This is a genomic window from Sphingobacterium tenebrionis (assembly GCF_037126265.1).
GTDB lineage: Bacteria > Bacteroidota > Bacteroidia > Sphingobacteriales > Sphingobacteriaceae > Sphingobacterium > Sphingobacterium tenebrionis.
Window position 1 is genome coordinate 1 of the sequence record NZ_JAYLLN010000046.1, and the last position, 23,800, is coordinate 23,800.

Annotated in this window: 19 protein-coding genes; 10 read left to right on the forward strand and 9 right to left on the reverse strand. The window is 41.4% G+C overall.

Annotation, left to right across the window (positions count from 1 at the left end; translation table 11 throughout):
• Positions 1–407 precede the first annotated feature (407 nt).
• From VJ786_RS14750 to VJ786_RS14765, 4 genes are all read left to right on the forward strand, one after another.
• Positions 408–1,574: an efflux RND transporter periplasmic adaptor subunit gene (locus tag VJ786_RS14750; protein WP_245153212.1), complete on the forward strand. Its 1,167-nt coding sequence runs from the start codon at positions 408–410 to the stop codon at positions 1,572–1,574.
• Between the two features lie 87 nt (positions 1,575–1,661).
• Positions 1,662–4,817 (forward strand): efflux RND transporter permease subunit, encoded by a 3,156-nt coding sequence (locus tag VJ786_RS14755; protein ID WP_336557975.1) that lies wholly within the window; start codon positions 1,662–1,664, stop codon positions 4,815–4,817.
• 5 nt (positions 4,818–4,822) lie between these two features.
• On the forward strand, positions 4,823–6,289 hold the full coding sequence (locus VJ786_RS14760) for an efflux transporter outer membrane subunit (protein WP_336557976.1): 1,467 nt from the start codon (positions 4,823–4,825) through the stop codon (positions 6,287–6,289).
• Between the two features lie 87 nt (positions 6,290–6,376).
• Entirely contained in the window at positions 6,377–7,123 is a 747-nt protein-coding gene (locus VJ786_RS14765) for a sulfite exporter TauE/SafE family protein (RefSeq protein WP_099367023.1), read from the forward strand.
• Here VJ786_RS14765 and VJ786_RS14770 read toward each other — a convergent pair.
• Entirely contained in the window at positions 7,097–7,408 is a 312-nt protein-coding gene (locus tag VJ786_RS14770) for a hypothetical protein (RefSeq protein WP_144038147.1), read from the reverse strand. The genes VJ786_RS14765 and VJ786_RS14770 overlap by 27 nt on opposite strands.
• Positions 7,409–7,644: 236 nt before the next feature.
• On the opposite strand from VJ786_RS14770, the gene VJ786_RS14775 reads away from it, so the two are divergent.
• Entirely contained in the window at positions 7,645–8,160 is a 516-nt protein-coding gene (locus tag VJ786_RS14775) for a thioredoxin family protein (protein WP_099367024.1), read from the forward strand.
• A gap of 6 nt (positions 8,161–8,166) precedes the next feature.
• On the opposite strand, the gene VJ786_RS14780 is transcribed toward VJ786_RS14775, so the two are convergent.
• The 4 genes from VJ786_RS14780 to VJ786_RS14795 form a co-directional block, all read right to left on the reverse strand.
• The gene (locus VJ786_RS14780; protein ID WP_099367025.1) at positions 8,167–8,556 is read right to left on the reverse strand and encodes a group III truncated hemoglobin; all 390 of its coding nucleotides are present in this window, start codon (positions 8,554–8,556) and stop codon (positions 8,167–8,169) included.
• 5 nt (positions 8,557–8,561) lie between these two features.
• Positions 8,562–8,996 carry an RrF2 family transcriptional regulator gene (locus tag VJ786_RS14785; protein ID WP_336557977.1) on the reverse strand — a complete coding sequence of 145 codons (435 nt, stop codon included), beginning with the start codon at positions 8,994–8,996 and terminating at the stop codon, positions 8,562–8,564.
• Between the two features lie 111 nt (positions 8,997–9,107).
• Entirely contained in the window at positions 9,108–9,440 is a 333-nt protein-coding gene (locus tag VJ786_RS14790) for a GNAT family N-acetyltransferase (protein WP_099367027.1), read from the reverse strand.
• Positions 9,441–9,571: 131 nt separating this feature from the next.
• Complete coding sequence (locus VJ786_RS14795) at positions 9,572–11,347, reverse strand: AMP-dependent synthetase/ligase (RefSeq protein WP_336557978.1); 1,776 nt, start codon at positions 11,345–11,347, stop codon at positions 9,572–9,574.
• Between the two features lie 184 nt (positions 11,348–11,531).
• Between VJ786_RS14795 and VJ786_RS14800 the strand changes: the two genes are divergently transcribed.
• Positions 11,532–13,295: an aromatic amino acid hydroxylase gene (locus VJ786_RS14800; RefSeq protein ID WP_099367029.1), complete on the forward strand. Its 1,764-nt coding sequence runs from the start codon at positions 11,532–11,534 to the stop codon at positions 13,293–13,295.
• Between the two features lie 8 nt (positions 13,296–13,303).
• On the opposite strand, the gene VJ786_RS14805 is transcribed toward VJ786_RS14800, so the two are convergent.
• A complete protein-coding gene (locus VJ786_RS14805; RefSeq protein ID WP_099367042.1) occupies positions 13,304–14,185 on the reverse strand; it encodes a flavin reductase family protein in 882 nt (293 codons plus the stop codon).
• A 43-nt stretch (positions 14,186–14,228) separates the two neighbouring features.
• On the reverse strand, positions 14,229–15,203 hold the full coding sequence (locus VJ786_RS14810) for a fumarylacetoacetate hydrolase family protein (RefSeq protein WP_099367030.1): 975 nt from the start codon (positions 15,201–15,203) through the stop codon (positions 14,229–14,231).
• 323 nt (positions 15,204–15,526) lie between these two features.
• Between VJ786_RS14810 and VJ786_RS14815 the strand changes: the two genes are divergently transcribed.
• From VJ786_RS14815 to VJ786_RS14825, 3 genes are read left to right on the forward strand one after another with little or no spacing between them, the layout of a single operon-like run.
• Complete coding sequence (locus VJ786_RS14815) at positions 15,527–16,687, forward strand: homogentisate 1,2-dioxygenase (protein ID WP_099367031.1); 1,161 nt, start codon at positions 15,527–15,529, stop codon at positions 16,685–16,687.
• A 19-nt stretch (positions 16,688–16,706) separates the two neighbouring features.
• Positions 16,707–17,834, forward strand: a complete 1,128-nt coding sequence (gene hppD, locus VJ786_RS14820) for a 4-hydroxyphenylpyruvate dioxygenase (RefSeq protein WP_099367043.1) — start codon at positions 16,707–16,709, stop codon at positions 17,832–17,834.
• Positions 17,835–17,846: 12 nt separating this feature from the next.
• Positions 17,847–19,091 (forward strand): Glu/Leu/Phe/Val dehydrogenase dimerization domain-containing protein, encoded by a 1,245-nt coding sequence (locus VJ786_RS14825; RefSeq protein ID WP_257213769.1) that lies wholly within the window; start codon positions 17,847–17,849, stop codon positions 19,089–19,091.
• Positions 19,092–19,124: 33 nt separating this feature from the next.
• Here VJ786_RS14825 and VJ786_RS14830 read toward each other — a convergent pair whose 3' ends face one another.
• Together VJ786_RS14830 and VJ786_RS14835 are read right to left on the reverse strand one after the other, a co-directional pair.
• Positions 19,125–19,511, reverse strand: coding sequence for a (deoxy)nucleoside triphosphate pyrophosphohydrolase (locus VJ786_RS14830; protein ID WP_099367033.1), 387 nt, complete (start codon positions 19,509–19,511; stop codon positions 19,125–19,127).
• A gap of 55 nt (positions 19,512–19,566) precedes the next feature.
• Positions 19,567–20,946 (reverse strand): DUF3472 domain-containing protein, encoded by a 1,380-nt coding sequence (locus tag VJ786_RS14835; RefSeq protein WP_336557979.1) that lies wholly within the window; start codon positions 20,944–20,946, stop codon positions 19,567–19,569.
• 189 nt (positions 20,947–21,135) lie between these two features.
• Here VJ786_RS14835 and VJ786_RS14840 point away from each other — a divergent pair, with 189 nt between their 5' ends.
• Positions 21,136–23,733, forward strand: coding sequence for a phosphatidylglycerol lysyltransferase domain-containing protein (locus VJ786_RS14840; protein ID WP_336557980.1), 2,598 nt, complete (start codon positions 21,136–21,138; stop codon positions 23,731–23,733).
• Positions 23,734–23,800 lie beyond the last annotated feature (67 nt).

Below are 23,800 nucleotides of genomic sequence, written 5' to 3' on the forward strand. Positions count from 1 at the left end.
ACCAATGACGATTAAAAATCTTACTCCCTCTCTCGCTGTATCCTAAATGAAATACAAAATTATATTCTGTCTCTTTAATTCCTATAACTTACTTACAAACTTACGATGACGCGGAGCCTGCAATGACGCGGAGCCTCGCAATGACGTGATTAAATATTGCTTCGTTCCTCGCAATGACGCAAATTTCCTCGCAATGACGTGATTAACAACTAAAATCTGATTCCCAGTCAGTTATGGTTGTTTAAACAATCAATCATCAACCTTTAACTATTATTTAACCTGTTAACAAATGTTAAACGGTACAATAATTGTTAAAAATCACGTTAATAATACGGAAGTGTAATAAAAATATTACGAAGCAGTTCCATCATGAATTTTTAAGCACAAACATCATCAAATTAATTATTGTGAAGAAACTCAATTTATCCATTTTAAAAGCATCCATTTTAGTAATCGGTTCAGTGGCTATCTTCAGCAGTTGTTCCGAAAGTAAATCAAAAGAAAAAACAAACTCTTCAAAAGCATTAGCCCTTCCGGTTTACACCGTAGAACAAGCTGATGCTGTTACGGTAAAAGACTATCTAGGTACCATTGAAGGAAAGGTCAATGTAGAAGTTCGTCCGCAGGTGGAAGGTCTATTACAAGAAATTTATGTCGATGAAGGTTCCTTCGTTCAGAAGGGGCAGCGATTGTTCAAGATCGACCCTTCTTTTTATCAGGAAGACCTGAACAATACGGTAGCCAGTGCCCGCGTAGCCGAAGCCAAATTAAAGAATGCCCAATTGGAAGTAGACCGATTGAAGCCTTTGGTAGACAACGAAGTCATCTCTGATGTTCGTTTGGCTGCTGCCCAATCCGATTACCAAGTAGCAAAAGCTGGGGTAGACCAAGCGAGAGCAGAGGTGCGATCAGCGCAATTGAGCAAGGATTTTACCGTGATCAAAGCTCCAGTGAGCGGCTATATCGGCCGTATTCCAAAACGGATCGGAAACCTGGTTAGCAAAGGCGATAAAGAGCCTTTGACCAACCTTTCCGATATTCAAGAAGTATATGTTTATTTCGCGATGAACGAATCCGACTTCCTCTATTTTTCCAAAGCGCAGGCCAAGAAGGACAGTATGGAAGGAAGAGCTTACGATAAACAGAAACGCCTAACCTTTCCCAAAGTAACCTTGGTGTTGGCAGATGGGGAGGAATACCCTATCAAAGGAACGGTAGATGCGGTAAATGGCCAAGTGGATAGAACCACAGGAGCAATTTCCTTACGTGCCACATTCCCGAATCAGAATAATATCCTGCGCTCAGGAAGTACCGGGACCTTAAAGATTTCAGAGGTGAAAGAGCAGGTGTTGCAGATCCCTCAAGTAGCTACCAGCGAACTGCAGGATAAAACCTTTGTATTTGTGGTCGATAAAAACAATAAAGCACAAAGGCGGAACATCAAACTGGCCGGAAAAAGTAAGGACAAATATATTGTCTCCGAAGGTCTCGCTGCAGGTGATCGCGTCATCCTCAGTGGATTTGACAAGCTTACCGATGGATCCATCATCCAACCGATCGCTAAGCAACAATAATCTCATTCTTAAACATAGGATAAAGAAATAATTGACCTCCATGCAAATGGGGGCAGCTATTTCTTTGTCCAACCCTAACTACTATTTATGTTAAAAACATTCGTCAATCGCCCAGTTCTAGCAACGGTTGTATCGATCATATTGGTGATTTTAGGACTTGTCGGGTTGAAGTTATTACCTGTTACCCGCTTTCCTGAGATTGCGCCGCCAAGTGTGGTGGTATCATTAAGTTATCCGGGAGCAACCGCGGAAACCGTCGCCAAATCCGTATTATTACCCATCGAAGAAGCCATCAATGGGGTAGAAAACATGACCTACATCAAGTCCACGGCTTCTAACTCGGGATCTGGTTCGGTTACTGTTTATTTCAAGACCGGAACCAATCCGGATGTTGCATCTGTGAATGTGCAGACCCGGATTTCCAAAGCGATCAGTGCTGTACCAGCAGAAGTGAATGAAGCAGGTATTACCACTATGCCGCGGCAGAGTGGGGTCATCATGACCATCAACCTATATTCCGATCATCGGGATTCGGTTTACGACGAGACCTTCTTGCAGGCTTTTGCCCAGATTAACCTCATGCGACCCTTATTACGGGTGGATGGGGTAGCCCAGGTCTCTCGATTAGGTGCGCGGGATTATGCCATGCGCGTATGGCAGAATCCTGAAAAATTAGCCCTTTATAATTTAGTACCGAAAGATGTAACGGATGCCATTAAGGACCAAAACTTTGAGATTGCACCCGGTAAATTCGGGGAAACCTCTGAAGAGGCTTTCGAGACCGTGATCAAGCATAAGGGAAGGTTCAATCAGCCTGAAGAATTCCAGAATGTGGTCATAAAAACCAATAAGGATGGTTCGGTGCTGTATCTAAATGATGTTGCCCGGGTGGAATTTGGTGCAACCAACCTCAATTCGGATAATAAGGTGGATGGGAATCCAGGATTGACCCTAAACTTAACACAGACCAGTGGTTCGAATGCCCATGATATTGATGTGGCGGTTCGGAAGGTCTTAGAGGAGCAATCGAAGATCTTTCCCGAAGGTATACATTATGATATTACCTATTCGGTGCGCGACCAGATCGATGAATCCATTTCGCAGGTAAAACACACCTTATTTGAGGCCTTTATCTTGGTATTCATCATCGTGTTTATATTCTTGCAGGATTTCCGTTCTACTTTGATCCCGGCCATTGCTATACCGGTTTCTCTGGTAGGTACTTTCTTCTTCCTGCAATTGTTTGGCTTCTCTTTGAACGTCCTGACGATGTTTGCCCTCGTTCTGGCCATTGGTATTGTGGTGGATGATGCCATTGTGGTCGTCGAGGCCATCCATAGTAAGATGCATCATACGGGTCAAAAAGCTAGAGCAGCAACCATATCCACCATGTCGGAAATTACTGGCGCTATCTTATCCATAACCATGGTGATGGCAGCGGTATTTTTGCCGGTAGGGTTTATGGAAGGTCCTGCAGGTATCTTTTATCGGCAATTTGCCTATACCTTGGCGACTGCCATCTTGATTTCTGCCCTGAACGCCTTGACCTTAAGTCCGGCCTTATGTGCCTTGTTGTTGAAGGCTCCGGAAGATGAAAAGGAAATCGGAAAAAAACAGAACAAATTCAACAAATATAAGCAACGCTTTTTTACCGCTTTCAATACCTCTTTTGATCGAATGACCAATAAGTATGTGGAAGGTGTTTCTAAATTGATCAAGAATAAGAAAGTGGCTTGGTCTGGATTGATATTGATTACGGCTTTGGGGGCATTCTTTATGATGAAATCACCTAAAGCATTTATTCCGACGGAAGATGATGGGTTTATTACCTATAACTTGGCGATGCCACCCGGAGCTTCCCTTGCTCGTACCACCGAAGTCCTACGAATGGCAGATTCTATTCTGAAACGCCATGAGGATGTGGAAGGAATGACCACCGTTTCGGGGTATAATGCGCTAGATGGTAGTTCCAGTCCGGCATTTGCGGCAGGATACATCACCTTAAAGCCGCATGCCGAACGGGAAAAGATCAAAGGTATCAAAGCTTTTATGGACACGATCCGTCAGGATCTCTCCCAATTGCACGAAGCGAAATTTACGGTCTTCCCAAGGCCTACGGTTCAAGGATTCGGGGATTTTGCAGGGATAGAAATGGTGCTTCAGGATCGATTGGGAGGTGATATACGGGATTTTAATGTGGTTGCCGATTCCTTTATCAATGAATTGAATCAATTGCCCGAAATCGGGAATGCCTATACCAGTTTTAAATCCAATTTCCCGCAATACGAAGTGAATATCGATGTGGTGAAAGCAAAATCCTTGGGATTGAGCATCAACAGCTTGATGTCGACCATTCGATCTTATTTCGCCCGTGTTCAGGCATCTGATTTTAGCCGATTTGGTAGACAATATCGGGTTTATGTACAGTCTGATTTTGATTTCCGTAAGGATCCAGAATCCTTTAACTCCATCTTTGTTCGGAATGATAAAGGAGCAATGGTGCCCATCAATACAGTTTTGACCTTAGATAAAATCGTAGGTCCGGAAACTATCACTCGATATAACCTCTATAATGCGATTACGGTGAATGCAGAACCGGCAGAAGGGTTCAGTACGGGCGACGCCATGGGCGCAATTGAAAAACTGGCGGAGGAAAAACTGCCTGGCAACTATGGCTACGAGTGGACAGGGATGAGTTTTGAGGAAAGCCAATCCGGTTCTCAGACCGTATTGATCTTTGCCTTAAGTATCCTTTTTGTGTATTTCCTATTGGCGGCGCAATATGAAAGTTATATCCTGCCTTGGGCGGTATTACTATCCATCCCTGTAGGATTAATTGGCGTTTATGCGACTATTGGGATTGTTGGTCTTCAGAACAACATTTATGTGCAAGTCGGTTTGATCATGCTGATCGGATTATTGGCAAAGAACGCGATTCTGATTGTTGAATTTGCTGTCCATGAACGATCAAAAGGAATGAGCATTGTTGATTCGGCCATTGATGGAGCTAAGCTACGTTTAAGACCCATTCTGATGACCAGTTTGGCTTTCATCGCCGGTTTGATCCCCTTGATGTGGACCGTAGGACCTTCGGCAATAGGAAATCATTCCATCAGTTTTAGTGCTGCAGGTGGTATGCTCTTCGGAGCAGTATTCGGCGTATTCATAATTCCTGTTCTCTTTGTGGTCTTTAAGACTTTGGATGAGCAGGTTAGAAATAAATTTAAAACAGAGGAAGAATAGAATAAATGAAAATATTAAGCATACATCGTATTGGGTTGGGTTTTATTGGTTTGTGTTTACTAATTGCGCAAGGTTGTAAGGTCGGCGAAAAATATACCCAGCCGACATTAAATCTTCCGGATCAGTTCCGCGGAGATACCTTATCCTATTTTGCGGATACTTCCAGTATCAGTAATATTTCCTGGAAGGATTTCTTTCATGATCCTACTTTGAAGGAATTGATCGATTCAGCATTGGTCAATAATTATGATATGAAAACGGCTTTGTTGAATATAGAGATTGCTAGTAAGCAATTGAGACAGAATAAATATAATTATCTACCGGAAGTGGATGCCACCATTGGCAGCATGAACAAACAATGGCGCTCCAAGGATTTTGGTTCTGGTCCTTCATCTAAATGGTATGAAAAGCATGGAACCAAAGCTTCAGAAAATATGTTTACCTATCTTTCTCAATTTGGTTCAGAGATTGGATTTAGCTGGGAGATCGATATCTGGGGCAAGATCAGCAATGCCAAAGATCAATTGAATGCGGAGTTTATGAACTCTCAGGAAGTTCGGAATGCCATACAGACTAATTTGATTGCCAACGTAGCAAAAGGTTATTTCAATTTGTTGATGTTGGATGCGAAGATCGAGGTGGCAAAGCGCAATGTAACCTTGAACGATAGTACCAAGAAAATGCTGGAACTACAATACCAAGCGGGAGAGATTACGGCCTTGGGTATACAGCAAACGGAATCGCAACGATTGATTGCTGCTTCATTGGTGCCTGAATTGGAGAAGGAGATTTTGATTCAGGAAAATGCCCTTCAGGTTTTAACGGGCAAGATGCCGGATAGGATAAAGCGGGGTACCAGCTTTGAGCATCTATTTGCGGAGAACAAGGATATTTCCTTAGGTAGCCCGATTGAAATCCTTCGAAATCGCCCCGATGTTCGAGGAGCAGAGCTCGAATTGATTGCATCCAATGCCAATGCGAACATCCAACAGGCTATGCGCTATCCTTCGCTTTCCTTAGGGGGAGAATTTGGGGTAAATGCCATGTTGCCGAAGAATTGGTTCTCCATTCCAGGAGCTTTACTGGGAGGGATTGGTGCTAACCTAACGGCGCCCATCTTCAAGCGAAAATCGTTGAAAACCAAATGGGAAGTGGCGAAATTGGAACGGGATAAAGCAGAGCTTTCTTTACAGCAGACTGTAGTGGAAGCCGTGAGCGAGGTATCCGATGCGGTCATCACGGTGGAGAAGCAGCGGGAACAGTTGGAATATGCCCGATTGCGAGTAGAGAACTCGCAAAAAGCAGTTCAGAATGCTAATCTTTTATTTAAGGGTGGATATGCGACCTATCTTGAGGTTATTACGGCCCAAAGTAATGCATTGAACTCTGATCTGGGCTTGGTGGAATTAAGACAGGAACATTTGGAATCTTATGTGAATCTATACCGCTCGTTGGGTGGTGGATGGCGATAGCAGCTGATTTTATCTATTGATTTTCGGTAAATCGAAAATCACTGCAGAGAACATATGCTATCTTTGCCGCATGGATTTTATTAGCATATGGAGAAATACCTGATCTTTCTGATTCTGGCGTTGATCACCGAAATTATCGGTACGGTATCGGGTTTTGGATCTTCCATTCTGTTTGTGCCAACGTCCTCTTTGTTCTTTGATTTTAAAGCGGTATTAAGTATTACAGCGGTATTTCATGTTTTTAGTAATATCTCTAAGATTACCCTTTTTCGAAAAGGTATCAATAAGGATATCGCGATCAAATTGGGAATACCAGCGGTGTTGTTTGTGATCATTGGTGCCTTATTGACCAAATATGTTCCGGTTAAGGAAATGGAATTGGGGATGAATATCCTTATAGCTGCATTGGCTATTTTTTTGCTATTCCGGTTCAATAAGCCATTGGCCCAGACAAACAAGAATCTTTATCTAGGAGGGATGATTTCTGGTTTTTTCGCCGGATTGGTAGGAACCGGCGGGGCGATAAGAGGGATTACCTTAGCGGCGTTCAACTTGCCGAAGGATATATTTATTGCCACTTCTTCACTTATTGATTTAGGGGTGGATTTTAGTAGAGCCGTTATCTATGTTTCCCAAGGGTATTTTCCGAAGGAATACATCGTGTTGATCCCTTTTCTGATCATCGTGAGTATATTGGGGAGTTATCTTGGGAAACTGATCTTGAAAAGAACTTCCGAACGTGTGTTTAAGTATATCGTGTTGGGGATAATCCTTTTAACCTCTGTTTTTCAGTTTATCAACTATTTTCTATCGCCAATTTGGTCTGCTGGTTAAAGGGGAGAAAGACCATGGGATGGAAGCAAGGATAAATAGACAGATCCAGATATAGCGTTTCCACAAAAAGCTGAACCCTTTCTTGCTATCGATGTATTTTTTAATCTGAAATGAGCATATATTCATCCAGACGATCGAGATACTCATCATGGTTACATGCTCCAATCCGAAAAACCGAACTTCCCTAAGCTTGATAGACTTTGGTATTTCCTTGAAAAAATAAGCTACCATTGGACTTTGAAGATAGAGCATCCAGCCCAAAAGCAGTTGTATATTGAAGATCATGCATAGGATAATTAATATGCGCTGATCGGATTTCGTAAAAGGCTTCTGGTTTCGATGCCCTAGGTATATCCATATCATTTGATAAATTAAAGCGATGATAACTATCCAACGGAAATAGGAGTGGAGTAAAAGGAAGTTGGAATAGTACATACGGCTTTGTTAAGGGCTGTTAAACTGGGCCAAATTTAAGGAAGAATGTGTAAATTAGTTTTTGGAAATAAAAAAATGAGTTTACCATGAGAAAGAAATTAATAGGGCTATTAGGAATATGTTTATTGGCAGTTGTAATTCCAACTGTTGCGATTAATGCCCAAGAGAAACCCGTTGAGAAGGATGTAGCTCAGGAAAAGCCTTATGATCCGAAAGCAGATGCGCAAAAGGATATTGATGGATTGATTGCTAAGGCGAAGAAAGAGAAAAAGAATATTGTGATTCAAGCTGGTGGAAATTGGTGCGTATGGTGTTTGAGATTTAATGATTACATCCATCAAACAAAATCAGTTGCGGATTTGATCAAAGACAATTATGTATACTATCATTTGAATTACTCCCCAGAAAACAAGAACGAAGCGGTTTTCAATAAATATGCGCCTGGAAAGGGAAAAGAATTTGGTTATCCATTCTTTATTGTGATGGATGCAACAGGGAAGGTGCTTACCGTTCGTGAGAGTGGAAATCTTGAAAGTGGAGCAAGCTATGATGAAAGTAAGGTGTTGGCTTTTTTCAAGGAATGGGTACCAAAAAAGAAATAAATCTCCTTAAGTCAAAGGTTTGAAATTGTTTTCTTGGTAATAGGCGATCTTGAACTGGAACATGCTCGCCATTCTTTCGCCTTGCCATTTGGCTTTCTCGGCTTTTTCGCCTTCGTAAAGTTCATCAACCGTTTTGGAGAACAAACCTATCCAATGGTCAAAATGAGTTTTATTGATAGGCATTTTAGCATGTGGGGGAAAGGGGCTACCATAATACGTATGCTCCTCTAAAAGCACCGTTTGCCAAAAGCGGTACATTTTTTCCAAATGTTCTGGCCAACGGTTCTGAATAATCCCATTAAAAATCGGTCCCAATAATTCATCACGTTGGATACGATCGTAAAACTTGTCTACGAGGATCTTTATATCATCTAAATGCTGAATATCTGGTTTCATGTTCTTTAACGAATTAGGATGCTTTCACCGGAGATTAATCCGGTTGCTAAATCATAGATACTGGTTGATTCCATCATGCTTTTAAGATCGGTACGAATCTGCACAAAGCTGTTGTGCATGGGGCAGGGTTTATCTTCATTGCAGGTAGTTAATCCTAAGGCACAACCTTCAAATAGCTTGTCGCCATCGATGGCAGACACTATATCTGCTAGGCGAACCTGATGCATCTGCTGTTGATCCATTTCAAATCCGCCGTAAGGTCCTTTGATGGAATGCAGTAATTCATGGCGCGACAAGGTACTCAACACCTTTGCCGTAAAAGCTTCTGGTGTTCCTGTATGCTCAGCAACCTCACCTATTTTAACTCGCTCACCTTCCATGGATTTACTGGCAATATAGATCATTGCCTTCAATCCATGCTCACACGCTTTAGAAAACATAATAAATCAATCGTTAAACAAATGTAAGGAAATTTAACTTGAGATTTGTGTTTCCCTCGTCATCCTGAAAAGTGATTTTCGTCACAGGGATTATACAGCTAATTCAAAAGATTAGGAATTTTCTTCCATCAATTCCTTATACTTCGGAAATCTTTCCGATACCAAGGATCTCCATACTGGATTCTTTTTGATAAAAGCATAAACATATGGACAGTAAGGAGATACCGTTTTTCCAGCTTCCTTGATATGTTGCAGGGTTTTCTCCACCAATGCAGCAGCTGCACCAGTTCCTGACAATGCTGCTGGTGCTTCGGTATGGATCAATGCAACAGTGCTTGACGTTTCTTTATAATCAATAAAAGCAATGTGGCCTTCAAAGGTTAATTCAAATCGATGTTGTTCTTCGTTTTTTACTAGAGGAATTTCTATAAATTGAGGTTTCATATCTTAATAACGATGGATTTCTATGGATGTTTTGTTCTTGTTTTAATAAAACAAAAATAACCTTATCACCATAGAAATCCATTGATGTATATCAAGAAAGGATTATATAACCATTAAATATAGGTTAAGCTTTAGGCTTCTGTATGGTACAGCTCCTCAAATTCCTTCCTGTACTTTTCTAGGATAACTTTACGCTTCATTTTAAGGGTAGGGGTCAATTCTCCATCCTCAATCGTAAATTCGTTTGCTAAAATAATCGGCTTTTTGATCTGTTCCCAATTACCAAAATGTTGGTTCGCCATTTGAACTTCCTTATTGATCTTTCTCAATACCTGAGGCTGTTTCAGAAACTCTATTTTTGGAAGATTTTTCAATTCAGGAGCTTCCGTTTTACTCCAATCCTGTAAATGGGCATAATTCGGAACGATATAAGCCGATGCGAATTTCTGTCCATCACCGATTACCATCGCCTGTTCAATAAAATTGGATTCCAATAATTTCTTTTCGATAGGCTGTGGGATTACATACTTCCCACCAGAGATCTTGAACATTTCCTTTTTACGGTCGATGATTTTCAAGAAAATCTCATCTTCCCAAATTCCAATGTCGCCTGTATGCAACCAACCATCGATAATGGTTTTCTTCGTTTCTTCCGGATTTTTATAATATCCCTGCATTACATTCGGACCTTTCACCAGAATCTCACCATCCTCTGCCAATTTGATCTCCACATATTTTACTGCTGGACCTACCGTACCGATCCGTATACCTTTGATGTAGTGGTTTACAGAAATCAGGGGTGAAGCTTCGGTCATACCGTATCCTTCATACAAAGGAATTCCGGCAGCGAGAAATACACGGGCCAATTTGGCCTGTAACGACGCACTTCCTGATGCTACTGTTTTCAAATGCCCGCCAAGCGCCTGGTACCATTTATCCAATACCAAACGTTTGGCCACGCCAAGTTTGAGGTTATAAGCAAACGACCTGTTTTCCGGATTCGGATCATATTGTTCCGCTATTTCAACTGCCCAATCAAATATCTTGCGTTTAAAACCGGTTAAATCCAACCCTGCTTTCATGATTTTCTCGTAGACCTTTTCCAAGATACGCGGTACAGCCGTCATAATATGCGGCTTCACTTCCGTGATATTCTGTCCGATCTTATCTAAGGATTCCGCAAAATGTATGGTGATACCGATATACATGTAGGTATAAATAACCATCCTTTCGTAGGCATGGCAGGGAGGAAGGAAGGTTAAGGCGCGATCATATGCCTGGCAGGGGGTTATTTCACGTGCAGCTTCTACATTGGAAATAATATTCCTATGGGTAAGCATAACGCCTTTAGGTTTACCCGTCGTACCTGAGGTGTAAATCAAGGTAGCCAGATCGGAGGATTGAACCTGATTTCGGAGTTCCTCAATTTTTGCCATTGGTACCTGTTGCCCAACCTTAAATATCTCTTGCCAATTCCTCACCTCAGGATGTTCCTCAATACAGAAGATATACTTTAAGGTATAAACAGATTCCCTAATGGCTTCTAGACGTTTATATAACCCTTTATTGCTTACGATACAGAGTTTGATCTCGGCATCATTGATAATGAACTGATAATCGGTATCGGTGATGTTGGGGTAGATAGCCACCACTACTGCACCGATCTGTTGGATTGCAAAATCGATGATATGCCATTCCAAACTGGAGTCAGCAATCAGTCCAACTTTTTCATTTGGTTTTACCCCAAGTTCAACCAATCCTCTGGAAAGATTGTTTACCTCTTGAATGAAGTCTGTTGATGCGATATTTTTCCATTCTCCAGCCACTTTACGCGACATGATGGAAAGATTTGGGTATAGATCCGGCTGTCTAAAAGCCAGATCAAATAGTCTGAGATTTTCCTCCATAATAACATAATTTATTTGCTGCTTGAAGCAAATACTCGTTCAGGATAACAATTAATAAACTGAAGAAGTTTTGCAAAAGTAGGAAAATGAAATGAATACGCTTTAAGCAGTAAAAAAATGGTTTTATAATTATTTTTTGGCTTGTGCGGTTAAATTTTTTTATGTTTGTTTAAACGGATAACGAATGAAAACCTATAATAATCCAGTACTTGAGAAGCTCCCAAAACATCTATCAAGATATGTTGTAGAACAGAATTATAGCCGATACAGTTTTATAGATCAAGCGATTTGGAGGTATGTGATGCGGCAGAATTATGCCTATTTAAAGGACGTTGCTTATTACCCTTATATCCCAGGATTAAAAATTGCCGGATTATCCATCGAGCGGATTCCAGATCTGCAACTGATGAATGATAGTTTGAAAAAAATAGGCTGGGGAGCTGTCACGGTAGATGGTTTTATTCCTCCTGCAGCTTTTATGGAATTCCAAGCCAATTATGTTTTGGTCATCGCAGCAGATATCCGTCAGATTGACCATATTACCTATACCCCTGCACCAGATATCATTCATGAATCATCTGGCCATGCACCTATTATTGGCGAACCGGAATATGCAGCCTATCTGCAATATTTTGGGGAGATTGGTTCGAAAGCCATCAGCTCAGCCAAAGATTTTGAAGTATATGAAGCAATTCGAAACCTCTCCATTCTGAAGGAGAGTGAAGAAGCCACAGAGGCCGAGATCGAACAAGCCACACAGCATTTGGATCAAGTTCTTTCGAACATGGGCGAACCCTCCGAAATGACCTTATTGAGCCGCTTGCATTGGTGGACGGTAGAATACGGATTAATAGGCTCTGTTGATGATTATAAGATTTATGGGGCAGGTTTGCTTTCATCCATCGGTGAAAGTGCTACGTGTCTTCAGCCCGATGTTTTAAAACTGCCATATAGTTTGGATGCCATCAATTATAGTTACGACATTACCAAACCTCAGCCTCAACTTTTTGTAACCAAGGATTTCCATAAGGCCTATGAAGTGCTTGATGAATTTGCAGCTGGTATGGCTTTTAAAATCGGGGGAAAACTCGGATTGGAACGGGCGATCGGAAGCGAAAATATCTGTACAGTTCAATACAGTTCAGGAATCCAAGTTTCAGGAAGATTTGTGCCATTTTTAGATGCTGAGGAGCTAATTGCAGTTAAAACAGATGGCCCTACGGCCTTGGCCTTTGATGGAAAACAATTGGATGGACACGGAAAGACTTACCACGCTGAAGGATTCAGTTCACCCGTAGGAAGCCTGTTGAAGCAGAAAAAGCCTTTAGAAGATTGCACGCTTGATGAGCTTGGATCAATGGGCATTGTTCAGGATGATGCAGCTACCTTATATTTCAAATCTGGAATTTTGGTCAATGGCGTGGTGAAATCACTGCTTTTTAAAGACAATAAATTAATTCTGATCAGTTTTGAACATTGTAAAGTAATCCATGAACCAACAGGCCAAGTCTTGTTCGAGCCAGCTTGGGGAACTTATGATATGGCGGTAGGGGAAGAGATTACCTCTGTATTTGCAGGAGCTGCGGATAAGTTTGCCTACGAGCCAGAAGTAAAAGTCACCGAACTTAAAACGGAGAAAGCGAAGGCAGAACCTCAAGCAGAGCGATTAAATGAGATCTACAGGTTATTAAGAAGTATCAGAGAAGGTAATCCCCAAGAGTCTACCTTATTCGAATTATATGAAGAGGTGAAAATCTCCTTTCCGGAAGATTGGTTGGCTCTAGTGGAACTTTACGAGTTGACCATACATTTTGAATTCAATGAATTGGGAGTTTTTGTGAAACAAGCCTTAGAACAACGTGTAAAGGACAATCCCGAACTGGAAAAATTGGTTCAAGATGGATTGCATTTAGCAGAAACGCAACCCATCAATCTGGAATTAGCTTAATAAAAACCTTAGCTCAATAATAGAATCTGCCAAGCGCGTTCTACATCTTCTTCCAGTAAAACTTCAGCGGCATAACGATGAAGCTCATTTCGCAATTGGGTTTCATCGGAAGACCACATCTCCAGAAGCGAACTGATATGCGCATCTGATTCCAATTCGTTTGTCTTTTCAGGAATGGACTCCACATTTGCCAATAGGCCCAGATGATTTCCCGTTAAGATACTCGACTGTCTAATATGTTCCGGTAATTGATCGACACCAATACCCAATTTTCGTAATGGTTTTGGAACTTCAAACAGGTTTTCCTCCGTTACGCGGCAATACCAATTCCCGCCTAAGCGTGCAACCAGATCCAATGCGGCCTGATCCATATTATTATCCTCATCCAAAAGGTTGGCGTTGATGTGCATGCAGATGATCTCCGCAATCACCAAGTTTCCAGCACCACCATTTGGACTCAGATTGATGACTTCACGCACCTTACACTCCAACTGTACCGGCGATTCCGCTACGCGTGCTGGTTTGATATGCTGGGATTTCAACGGCGTAAAGCCACTTTTCTCAAATTCATTGACCCCTTTATCGTATTCTGTGCTGGCAAGAGATTGCTGCTGAACCATCGGATAATTCACGATATTGATTACCACCTCTGGCACTCCCTTGATATTGCTCAAGGTATGCTTATCTTTTCCATCCCGCATCCGCGTCAATGGAGAAAATACACAGATAGGAGGTTCAGTAGACATAAAATTAAAATAACTGAATGGGCTCAGGTTCGGATTTCCATCCTTATCTACCGTACTTGCAAAACATATAGGTCTCGGCGCAACAGCATATTTTATCAGACTATCGAAAATGGGACCATGATTTTCACGATCAAAGGTTTTCATTTCATTAAATAGCATATATCTTTTTTTATATGTGATTTTACAATTATTCTTCTGTCAAGACCATTTCATTGATCAACACACCTAATCCGGTAACTTCCATCTCTACGATATCACCCGGATTCAGCCATTGCTCCTGATAATCCGGATTGCTTCTTTTTCCGGTTCCGTTCAGTTCCAATAAACAGCCTGTACCAACAGTACCTGAGCCTATGATGTCACCTGGATAAAGGGTAACCCCATAGGAAACCCGTTCGATGATTTCGGCGAAAGTCCAATCCATATCCGAAAGGTTACCAGCGGATAGTAAAGTGCCATTCACCTTGCAGGTCATGTTCAGGTTGTAGGTGTTTCCCACATGCCCTTCCTTAGGATCTCTAAGAAAACCAATCAATTCATCTTTGGTCACAAAATAGGGTCCAAATGCACTCGTAAAGTCCTTTCCTTTGGCCGGCCCTAAGTTCAACTTCATTTCCTCCATCTGAAGGGTTCGGGCACTGACATCATTCAAAATCATAAAGCCGCCTATGTATTCATCAGCTTCAGACGCCTTAATATTTCTTCCCGTTTTATTGATTACAATGGCTACCTCCAATTCAAAATCGAGGTGCTCGAAATGCCTTGGCATGCCATACACCTTTCCTGGGCCTTGAATAGCCTGGTGATTGGAAAAATAGAACACCGGAAACTGATCGAATTCTGGGATCATCTCCAAGCCTCTGTTCGCCCTGGAAGTGGCCACATGCTGCCGGAAAGCATAAGCATCCCGAAAGGAGGGAGGGTTGGGTAGTGGAGCTAATAATTCAGCTTCTTCCAAAAGAATTCCTAATTCCTGGAATTCTCCCAGTTCAATACGTTCTTGATAAAGTTTTAAGGGATCAAGGCCTTCATCACCTTGTTTTAATAATTCCAAAAGGCTGCTGGGAAGGTTTGGGTCTAAAGAAAGACAGGGGTATATTTTATGTTTTACAACAAGACCTAATTTTTCAGCCTGATTCTCACGATAAGTTACAATCTTCATTTAATTGGCAATATTACTGCACGAATATGTTTATTTGGTTAATTTAAAAAAGGATTTCCAAGAAAATATATTAAATATGGTCAAATATTTTTTCGAAATCTCTGTAAAGATAAGATTATAAAACTTATATTTGAGTCATAAGTCCCAATTATGAACAACTTTAAAAAATCACATAGGATATATAGCCTAGGATTGATGCCATTTGCGAAAGCACTATTGGCAGAGGTTGTTTTTGCTCAATACTAATACCCTAATTTTATTATTTCCATCATTGATTAGCTCGCAAGGTTAGTCCCTTTTCCATTTATAATAAAAATTAAATTATGCCAATCTATCATCAATTGGGAGAAATCCCTTCAAAAAGACATACTGTTTTCAGGAAGCCTGACGGTAATTTATATGCAGAAGAACTCGTTTCTACGCATGGATTTTCAAGTGTCTATTCCTTGGTGTACCATTGCCATCCACCAACCCTAGTAAAAGAAATTCGCGAACCTTATGATGTTTCGCCTAAAATAGCACGTGAAAAGCATTTAAAACATACCAGTTTAAGAGGGTTTCAGGTTAAGCCAACCGCAGATTACCTGGAGAGCCGCGTGCCGGTGCTGGTCAATTCAGACCTTCATATTTCCTTGGCCGCTCCACAGGAATCCATGACCGATTATTTTTACAAGAACAGCCAGGCAGATGAGATTATTTTCATCCATGAAGGTACCGGTAAATTGAAGTCTGGATACGGGGAGATCCCTTTTAAATATGGCGATTATATCGTGATCCCAAGGGGTACCATCTATCAGATTGAATTTGATACTAAAGATAATCGCCTATTCATTGTTGAATCCTTTGAACCCATCAAAACCCCAAAAAGATACCGCAATGAACATGGGCAATTGATGGAGCATGCTCCATTCTGTGAGCGTGATATCGTTCGTCCTTCCAATCTGAAGACCTACGATGAAACAGGTGATTTTGAGGTAAAGATCAAAAAACAGGGATTGATTTATCCTTACGTCTATGCCACCCATCCATTTGATTTCATTGGTTGGGATGGATATCATTACCCATGGGCTTTTTCTATCCATGATTTCATGCCGATTACCGGTATGTTGCACCAACCACCTCCTGTACATCAAACCTTTGAAACAAACAGCTTCGTCCTATGTAGTTTCTGCCCTAGAATGTACGATTACCACCCTGATTCTGTTCCTGCACCCTATAACCACAGCAATGTGGACTCCGATGAAGTCCTTTATTATGTGGATGGGGATTTCATGAGCCGTAAATCGGTGGAAAGAGGACAGATTACCCTACATCCAGGTGGAATTCCGCACGGACCACACCCTGGAACAGTAGAAAAAAGTATAGGCCAAACCAAAACCGAAGAACTGGCCGTCATGATCGATCCTTTCCGTCCATTGATGATGACGGAAGAAGCTTTGGCTATTGAGGATCCTGACTATTATATTTCTTGGATTAATTCGTAAACCACTTTATAAAAAAGATATGACACAGACATTCGCAGAAAAGATTGCTAAAGCGCAAGATTTTTTACCGATCAATGGAACTGATTACATCGAGTTCTACGTGGGAAATGCCAAACAAGCTGCCCATTATTATAAAACCGCATTTGGTTTTCAATCAGAGGCTTATGCCGGACCAGAAACTGGCGTTCGCGATAGAGCTTCTTACGTTGTGAAACAAGGAAAGATCCGTATTATGTTGACTACGGCCCTTAAATCAGACCATCCCATTTCTGAACATGTGAAAAAACATGGTGATGGGGTAAAAGTTTTGGCTCTTTGGGTAGATGATGCCCAAAAATCCTTTGAAGAAACCGTGAAAAGAGGCGCGAAACCTTACCAGGAATTACAGGTAATGACGGATGAGTTTGGCGAAGTGAGAACGGCTGGTATTTATACCTATGGAGAAACTGTTCACTTATTTGTGGAACGTAAGAACTATACCGGCGCATTTATGCCTGGATTCGTAGCTTGGAAAAGTGATTATAATCCAACAACAACCGGTTTGGAATACGTAGACCACTGTGTAGGTAATGTGGGCTGGGATCGTATGGACGAAACCGTTAAATGGTACCAGGATGTGATGGGCTTTGTCAATGTACTTTCTTTTGATGATAAGCAGATCAACACAGAATATTCTGCTTTGATGAGTAAGGTGATGAGCAACGGAAATGGCTATGTGAAATTTCCGATCAACGAGCCGGCCGAAGGAAAGAAAAAATCCCAGATCGAAGAATATTTGGAGTTCTATGAAGGCGAGGGCGTTCAACACGCTGCCTTGATCACACACGATATTGTGAAAACCGTAAAGGAGCTTCGTTCCAGAGGAGTAGAATTTCTAGGTGCTCCACCAGAAGCTTACTACGATATGCTACCTGATCGCGTAGGGGAAATCGATGAAGAGATCAAGATCATTCAAGATCTAGGAATATTGGTTGACCGCGACGAAGAAGGTTATCTATTACAGATCTTCACCAAACCTGTAGAAGACCGTCCTACTTTATTTTTTGAAATTATTCAACGTAAAGGCGCTCAAAGTTTTGGAGCAGGTAACTTCAAAGCCCTTTTTGAGGCGATTGAAAGAGAGCAGGAGCTAAGAGGAAATTTATAGGCAATTATTAAAATGAATCAAACTATTATGAAGGGCTTATTGCAGACCTTTGAAGAGAAACAACCGGAGATCGTATTCGAGTGGAAAGACACGGAAACCGAAGCTGAAGGCTGGGTAGTGATCAATTCTTTACGCGGTGGAGCTGCCGGAGGTGGTACCCGTATGCGTAAAGGCTTGGACAAGAATGAAGTAGTTTCCTTGGCAAAGACGATGGAGGTTAAATTTACTGTTTCAGGTCCGGCTATTGGCGGTGCCAAATCAGGAATCAATTTTGACCCTTCCGACCCTAGAAAACAGGATGTGTTGAACCGTTGGTTCAAGGTGGTGACCCCGCTTTTGAAAAACTATTACGGAACAGGTGGTGACCTGAATATCGATGAAATCCATGATGTGATTCCGATCACCGAACAATATGGTCTTTGGCACCCGCAAGAAGGGGTGTTGAATGGACATTTTGATGTACGTGAGAACGGTAGAATCCATCAAATTGGCCAATTAAGATACGGTGTTTCCAAAGTCTTGGATGATAATAATTTTAGCCCCGATTTAAAACGTAAATACAAGATTGCCGATATGATTACCGGTTGGGGAGTATCCGAATCTGTAAAACATTATTACCGTTTATTTGATGGAGAAATCGCTGGCAAACGTGCCATCATCCAAGGATGGGGGAATGTAGCCGCTGCCGCTGCTTTTTACCTGAGCAAACTAGGCGTTAAGGTGGTGGGAATCATTGACCGTGTTGGTGGCTTATTGAACCCGGAAGGTTTTACAGAAGCGGAAATTACGTCCCTTTTCTTAAATAGAGATGGGAATGCGCTTAGGGCAGACCAATTAATTCCTTTCGAAGAGATCAATGATAAAGTTTGGACTACTGGGGCAGAAATCTTCATTCCAGCTGCAGCTTCTCGATTGGTATCTAAAGAGCAGATCAATCAGCTGGTTGAAAACGGATTGGAAGTAATCGCTTCTGGAGCCAATGTCCCTTTTGCCGACCGTGAGATCTTTTATGGTCCGGTGATGGAATATGCCGACAACCATGTGGCTGTTATCCCCGATTTTATTGCCAACTGTGGTATGGCTCGTGTATTTGCGTTCCTGATGCAACCCAATGTGGAGATTTCGGATGAATCCCTATTTAACGATGTTTCTGAAGTGATTGGAAATGCCTTACAGAAGATCAAGGAGCAGGGGGGAGATGGAAAGACCCATCTTTCTTCCAGGGCTTACGAATTAGCGTTGAGACAATTAATCTAAAATTGAAATTGAATAGTAACAAGGAGGTAAATTTTACCTCCTTGTTCGTATATATTCTTCGATCACCGGAAGATCGGCATTCGCCCAATCATACCGGAACAATTCCGTCTGATCAACCCAAATAACCTGCTCATGTTCCAGCACCTTCAGTTCACCGGCTTTCAATTTACAAACATAAGGATATAAGGTTAGGGAAAAGTCGGGATAATGGTATTCCACTTTGGTCAATGCTTGTTCTATCGAAATATCCAAATTGATTTCTTCCTTTACTTCTCGGAGCAGACATTCCTCCAGGCTTTCGCCTTCTTCTTGTTTTCCACCCGGAAACTCCCATTTCAACGGTAGTTTCATGGATGCGGATCGTTGACAAATTAATATTTGTTGATCCTTTTCTATTAAAGCGCAAGCTACATGTATCATATAGGTAAATATAATAAAAAACTGGCTGCTTTTTTAGGGCAACCAGTTCACATTATTAAGGGAGTTTAGTAAAGTCTATACTGGGCGCTGTTTTCTGATTCATATAGCTGAATTTCTTGCCGGGTGCTACATAATCATTGAAGAATCCACAATTCCTCAAAAAGAATCCATTCGCATTGGTACCGCCCATGGCATCAACCCTTTGTTGGTTATTGTAGGTGTCGTCTACCGTAAATGTTGCTTCGGATACTTTTAACCAGGTACCTGCAGTTGTCCTAACCCATTGGTTCTGGTAATGGGCCTGTCTTCCTTGATGACCATAGGAAGGATTGAAATTCTCCAGGAAACTATGGAAACTCCTTAAATAGGTGTTTGTCTTAGGTCTTTTGAAACTGGCAATCAAATTCCATTTCTCTGTTTCTGGTGTATAGAACCAAGCCGTATAATCGGTTTTTCCCGTTCCGTCTGGCTCCCCTTTTAAAAGGAATCTATAGGTCGTTCCAGCTTTCCAATTATATTTCAGGTAACTCTGGCCTCCAGAACCCTCATTTCCAAATTCTCCCGTATATACATCGCTACCTTTTTTGTTCAAAGTAATGCGTTGGTCTGCCGGGATGTCGTTCGGGTTATCGGTATTGTAAGGGCTCCAAACCGAAAACAATATCCTACGTTCGGTCGGCGAGTTTACCTGGAATCCGAAATAACCTTCTGCAAATCCATTGGCCATAAAATAGGAGCCTTGGGCATCTTCACCAGTTGGCACCATCACCTCCGAATAAAAATAGGAAACACTTTCTGTGGTTGGAATCGTATATTGTAAATGACAGGAAGGTCCTCTTCGTGCCCAATAGTAAAAACTTGCCTTATTGGAATAGACCAAACCTGCCGCTGTGGCTGAACCAGAAATGGTCATTTCGCTAACTTCGCCAAAATTACTGCCTGATTTCTTGGTTCCTTGCAGATCAATTTTAACGTATCCAGCAGGTACATCAAATTCGCCAACCATGATCTCCTTCAAGGTCGATTCCGTCAAATTGATTTTTACTTTCTTATTGTTGATGCTGATTTCAGCTTCACTGCTTTCCCCACTGTTCAAGGTTCTTGCATTCAAGGAAAGAACAATTTTACCAGCCGTTTTAAACCGCACATAGGTACTGATGATGCTATTCGCACTGTTCCAGTTTTTTAAACCATTGGGGTTATGGATGTTTTCTGCATAACCTGATGCCGGGCTTGTCACAAAGGAATTTCCAGCCAATGGAATCTGGAACTTGCTTCCTTGATGGCTGACCGTTGTTGGTTTCGGATCTTCAACAGGCAAAGGTTTGTTCGGAGCTGGATCTGTTCCTGCCGTGGTTTTCGAACAACTTATACTGCTTATCAAAGCCAAGTGGAAAAGCATTATTCCAATGAATTTTAAAGGTGTTTTTTTCATTATGATGATAATTGGTTTTCAAGTATAGGTAAGTGATTTTGATAAACAAAACAGAAGGGCTAATCAAACGTTTGCTCAAAATTTTTTAGCGTAGAATTGATGAATAAGAACACTGATAACAGTAATTTAATTATTAGAAAATATAGCTTCTTTAAATTTATTCCTATCGATCAACATTCAATTAATTCTATGGTTAAAAAACTGATAGCTATCATCCGAAAATTCTCCCCAAAATCCTATTGGAAAGAAATTCTAGCTATTCTCATCATCCTATTTGCTTTTATATTTTTTCGTGAACAAAGAAAGGAACTATTGGAAATTGGTCCAATGCTCGAACAGGCCGATAAAACCTGGTTGATCATTGGCGTGCTGTTGACCTTTGCGTATGTGTTTTCCCAAGGTATGATGTATCGATCCTGTTTTAGTTCCTTGGGATTGAAAATCAATTTTAGTATTGCTGTTGAACTGTTTTTAAAGCGAAATTTTTTGAGCGTATTCCTTCCAGCTGGCGGTATCAGCTCATTGGCTTATACCACCTCCCAATTACGTAGAAGAAACCTCAATAAATTACAGATCCACCAAGCAAGTGCCTTGTACGGATTCATCGGCATGTTCACCGTTTTTATGGTCGCTGTTCCGGTGGTTATTTATTCCTATATTAAGAATCAGAGCCATATATCCATTTGGCAATCTATCTTGTTATTAGGCGTTCTATTGGGGTTCGCCTTTTTTCTATATTGGTCTTTTAGGAATAAAAAAGGTGTTTACAGTGTTTTAGAGACCCGTTTTCCAACTTTTACAGCCCAGGTGGATCAGGTTTTTCACGCCAATCTGGATAGGCGATCATTGGGCTTCAGCATCCTGTTTTCACTACTCATAGAAGCTTGCGGAATATTGCATGCCTATATTGCCATGTATGCGCTAGGGCTTTCGCATTCTTTTGAAGCTGCAGTCGTAGGCTATACCATTTCTATTTTATTGATGATCGTCTCTCCATTCTTGCGGGGGATGGGAGCTGTGGAACTTTCTATGTTATATGTGTTCACCAACTACGGTTACCAGAAATTGGAGGGCTTGGGGATCACCTTATTGTACCGGATATTTGAATTCTGGTTGCCCTTATTTTTAGGTCTTTTGGCGTTTGCCTGGCGAGGACAGCAATTATTGACCAGGATTGGGCCAGCGTTATTGATCTTTTTTTTAGGTCTGGTCAATTTATGTTCGGTATTAACACCACCATTAACCGAAAGGTTAAAACTGGAGCGGTTCTATGTTCCCATGGATGCCATTTATGGCTCTAAACAGATGGTATTTCTGCTCGGCTTGGGTTTGGTCATCATTTCTGCTTACCTCATAAAGGGCTACCGTTCGGCCTATTGGGTAGCTATCGTATTCTGTGTGCTATCTATGTTGGGGCATCTCGGAAAGGCCCTCGATTATGAAGAAGCAGTTATTACGTTTATGGTCCTTTTGTTACTGCTTTTCCATAAGAGACAATATCGGATCAAATCCTCTAATAAGTGGTTAAGACTGGGGTTTGGAAGTTTTATCAGTGTTTTCCTCGCGGTCTGTTCTTTTGCTATCGTTTGTTTTTACTTCATCGATAAACATCATTTCGGACATTCTTTTGGTCTACGGGAGGCTTTCATTTATACCGCTCGCTGTTTTCTGTTCTATACCGATACTGGGCTGGATCCACAGACAGTCTTCGCCAAGGAATTCCTTTGGATATGTAAAACCTTAGGTATCTTTTGTTGGTTGTTGATGATCTATGCTATCATTGTACCAAGGAAATACCGCATTGCTGGAAATGAATTTGAAGAACGGGAATTAGCCCAGAAATACCTGAATAAATTTGGTCTTTCCAGTTTGGATTACTTCAAATTGGCAAAGGATAAAGAACTGTTCTTTTCTGAACTAGCGGCTGGTTTTACGGCCTACCGGGTCGTAAAAAACTATGCTGTGGTCCTGGAAGAGCCTGTCTGCGAGATCCATCATAAGGAAGAGCTTATTAGCGAGTTTGAAACCTTCTGTAAGAAACAGGGTTTAACAGCCATTTACTACCGAATTGAGGAGAACAGCCTGATCTATTTTAAGGAACATCGGAAAAAGAAATTATTGATCGGGCAGGAAGCGATCGTTGATCTTAAACTGTTCACTTTGGAAGGAAAGGACAAAAAATCCTTAAGAAATGGCCTGAACAACCTGCAGCGGAATGGTTTTGAATGCAATATCCAGATCGCCCCTCACGATGATGCCTTAATAGCCGAGTTGAAGCAGGTTTCTGACGAATGGTTGGCTCACTACGAGCGCAAAGAAATGGTGTTTTCCCAGGGATCTTTCTGTCCAATTGCTTTAAAGGATCATGATATGATCTTGATGCGTGATAAGGATCAGCGCTTGGTGGCATTCTTGAATATCATCCCCGATTATGCCATGGAAGAATGTACCTATGACCTGATCCGGAAAACAGCAGATGCACCTGGTGCGGCCATCGACGGGCTGATCTTAAAAATGATTACCTACGGTAAGGAACAGGGATTCCGATACCTGAATATTGGGATGGTTGCCTTAGCTGGATTAGATGTAACGGAAATTCCTGCAGAGAAGATCATGAAGTTCATATCCAACAAGGTGCCTAATTTTCGGTTCTTTAAATCCCAAAAGGAGTTTAAAGAAAAATTTACCCATCGATGGGAGAACCGATACCTGGTATTTAATCATGACTTCGATTTATTTCAATTGCCGCAAGTGATATGGAGGGCAATGAAACCTATTAAATCTTAAATAATTATGGCACTATATTGGCTTATGAAAATAACAGCAATACCATGTTATTACTCAAGCCGAAACA